This is a genomic window from Salicola sp. AFF1, from assembly GCF_056783195.1.
On record NZ_JBXAYL010000065.1, the window covers coordinates 1 to 3,057 of the forward strand.

4 protein-coding genes and 1 pseudogene are annotated in these 3,057 nt (G+C 60.5%); 4 read left to right on the plus strand and 1 reads right to left on the minus strand.

Features of this window, described 5'->3' with window-relative positions; translation table 11 throughout:
• A partial coding sequence (locus AC1RQI_RS16440) for a hypothetical protein (protein WP_481905694.1) occupies positions 1-186 on the minus strand: 186 nt, incomplete at its 3' end.
• Positions 187-390: 204 nt separating this feature from the next.
• Here AC1RQI_RS16440 and tnpA point away from each other — a divergent pair.
• From tnpA to AC1RQI_RS16460, 4 genes and pseudogenes are all read left to right on the plus strand, one after another.
• Positions 391-681 carry an IS66 family insertion sequence element accessory protein TnpA gene (tnpA, locus tag AC1RQI_RS16445; protein ID WP_481905695.1) on the plus strand — a complete coding sequence of 97 codons (291 nt, stop codon included), beginning with the start codon at positions 391-393 and terminating at the stop codon, positions 679-681.
• Complete coding sequence (gene tnpB / locus AC1RQI_RS16450) at positions 678-1,022, plus strand: IS66 family insertion sequence element accessory protein TnpB (protein WP_481905696.1); 345 nt, start codon at positions 678-680, stop codon at positions 1,020-1,022. The genes tnpA and tnpB overlap by 4 nt, the downstream gene beginning before the upstream one ends.
• A gap of 19 nt (positions 1,023-1,041) precedes the next feature.
• A pseudogene (gene tnpC / locus AC1RQI_RS16455) lies at positions 1,042-2,681 on the plus strand (IS66 family transposase).
• Positions 2,671-2,940, plus strand: a complete 270-nt coding sequence (locus AC1RQI_RS16460) for a hypothetical protein (protein ID WP_481905697.1) — start codon at positions 2,671-2,673, stop codon at positions 2,938-2,940. The pseudogene tnpC and the gene AC1RQI_RS16460 overlap by 11 nt, the downstream one beginning before the upstream one ends.
• Positions 2,941-3,057 lie beyond the last annotated feature (117 nt).

A 3,057-nucleotide genomic window follows, 5' to 3' on the forward strand; every position in this document is an offset into this window, starting at 1 on the left:
GTTCAGGGTCAGGCCCAGGCTGCGGGAGTCGTCGAAGGTCAGATCCTCCGTGGTGCTGGCGCCGGCAGTGCGGACCTCAAAATCCCCGCCCAGCCGGTATCCGGCAAACGGGGTCAGCTCCACGCCGGCCTGTGCAGCCATGGGCAACAGGCAGGCGGCAAGCACCAGGCTGTGGCGTCGGCCCATGGCAAGTCTCCTCTGGAATAGGGAACCGTTATTCCCTGAGCTTCAAAACCAGTTGACCGTCCTCAACATGGGCGCTGTCGACGCCCTCCGAAAAGGATCGCCAGAATCCCGGCTCCTCTGTTAGCGTTCATTCGAAGACACCCTGCCACTCCCGCGAATAGCGCCCTACAGTAGCCTCGAATTCTCCAACACGAGGTTACTCCCATGAGCAAACGCCATACCCCCGAACAATGGCAGGGTCTGGTCGATCAGCAGCGCGAAAGCGGCTTGTCGGCCATGCAGTTCTGTAAGCAGCAGGGCATCGGTTACGCCAGCTTCTGCAACTGGCGCAAGCGGCTGTCCGAGAGCCCGGTCTCTGACTCGACGGGTTCTGGTGAGGCGGGCTTTCTGGATCTTTCCTCATTGATGGGCGCATCGTCATCTTCCGGGTCGGGCTGGAATATTGTGCTGAGCCTGGGCAATGGCGTCGAACTGCGGCTGAGCCAGAACGGATGATCGGGCTCGATAGCCAGGCCCGGATCTGGCTGTGCACCGAGCCCACGGACATGCGCAAGTCCTTCCGGGGACTGAGCGCGCTGGTGCGCAATCAGCTCAAGCACGATCCGCTGAGCGGCCAGTACTTTGTCTTCATCAACCGGCGAAAGACCCAGATGAAGATGCTGTACTTCAGCCGCACCGGCTATTGCCTGTGGGCGAAGCGCCTGGAGCGGGGCCAGTTCCAGGTACGTGCGTCAGCGTCTGGCCAGCGAGCCTTGACCCTGGCGGACCTGCAGCTGCTGATCGATGGCATCGAGGTGCAAAAAGTTCGCCAATTCAAGCGTTTTTCAGCAGCGTAAGCGGTTGGGTTCCGGTATAATGGTGCCCATGAAATCAATCGCTTGCACCCCTGAATCCAACACACCGTCTCACTCGGCTCTGGCCGAGGAGAACGCGCTGCTGCGTGAGCAGGTTCAGGGGATGCAACGCCAATTGGATTGGTTCAAGAAGCAGCTTTTCGGCCCCAAGTCCGAGAAACAGGTCTACGACTTTCCCGGGCAGGACAGCCTGTTCCAGCCGGAGGACACGCCCGTTCCAGAGAAGGCGCCGGAAGATGACAAGCGCACGGTCCGGGCCTATCAACGCGGCACCGGCAAGAAGCAGCGCGACGATGAGTGTCTCAACGAAACGGGCCTTCGCTTTACGGCGGATGTGCCGGTGGAAGTCATCGAGCAGCTGCCGCCGGAGCTGACTGGCCCGGACGCCGACCAGTACGAGATCCTCGGCACCAAGACCACTTACCGGCTGGCCCAGCGCGCGGCCAGCTATGTGGTACTCAAGTGCGAACGCCCGGTGTTTCGCCGCAAAGGCACTGACAAGCCGATAACCACGCCGGCTCCATCCAACGTGCTCGACAACAGCCTGGCCGATGTCAGCCTGCTGGCCGGGCTGCTGGTGGACAAGTTCCAGTTCCACCTGCCGCTGTATCGCCAGCACCAGCGCATTCAGCAGGCCGGGGTCACCGTCAGCCGCAGCACGCTGACCAACCTGGTCAAGCGGGCCATCGATCTGCTGCGCCCCATCGTCGATGCCCAGACCGATAATGTGCTGCGCAGCCGGGTGCTGGCCATGGACGAGACGCCGATCAAGGCCGGCCATCAGGGCCGGGCCGGCTCCAAGCCGGGCAAAATGAAATCCGGTTGGTTCTGGCCATTGTACGGCGATGACGATGAGGTGGTGTTCACCTACTCGAACAGCCGTGGACGTGGCCACATCGAGCAGGTGCTGACCGACGAGTTCACCGGCACGCTGATCAGCGATGGGTACGCCGCCTACGCCCGCTATGCCGCAGCACAGGAAGGCGTCACCCATGCCCAGTGCTGGGTACACGCCCGGCGTTACTTCATCACCGCCCAGAACGAGCACCCGGAGAAGGCAACCGAGGCGCTGCAACAGATCGCTCAGCTGTACAACATTGAAGAGACGATCCGCGCAGAACAGCTCACTGGCGAGAAGAAGCGCAGTATCGACTGACGCACTCAAAACCCGTGATCCACGAGTTCTTCCAGTGGTGCCGGGATCAACTGGAGTGCGGTGGCCTGTTGCCCAGTGATGCACTGACCAAAGCCGTGAATTATGTCATCAGCCGTCAAGCGAGCCTCACCGTGTTCCTGGAAGATCCGGACGTACAACCGGACACCAACCACCTGGAGCGGGCGTTGCGCCCCATTCCCATGGGCAAAAAGAACTGGATGTTCTGCTGGACGGAACTCGGCGCCGAACACCTGGGCATCATCCAGAGCCTGATCAGCACCTGCAAACTGCATGAGATCAATCCGTACACCTATCTGGTGGACGTGTTGCAGCGCATCAGCCAGCATCCGGCCCGGGAGGTAGCGCAGTTGACGCCAAGACAGTGGAAGAGTTGCTTCGCGGACAAGCCGCTGCGCTCGTTGATCGATCCCCGTCATCCGCAGAGACAGCCTGAGCCATCGGAGGCCATCCGCCATGCGCATTGATGAGATGACCATCGATCAGCTGCTGGAGCTCAATGACGCCATCTGCCAGCGCATCGATGAACTCAAAGAACAGGAAACCCTGCAGGCCCTGAGTCAGCTGCGCGTCGGGCTCAAGGTAACCTTCGAGACTCGCGAAGGACCGGCGTTCGGCATCGTCACCAAGATCAACCGCAAAACCGTCATCGTGCTGGCCGAAAACGACACCACTCAGTACAAGGTCTCGCCGGAATTACTGAAGCCGCTTCATGAGGTGAAGTGATCAGCTTGTTTGACGCAAGTCTACTACGTCTGGGAATGAACGTGTATGGACTCCTCCTCTTTTGCAAGCACTTTGTTCGATCGCGACTGAGGTACGACTGCCTACGTGTATCCGGTC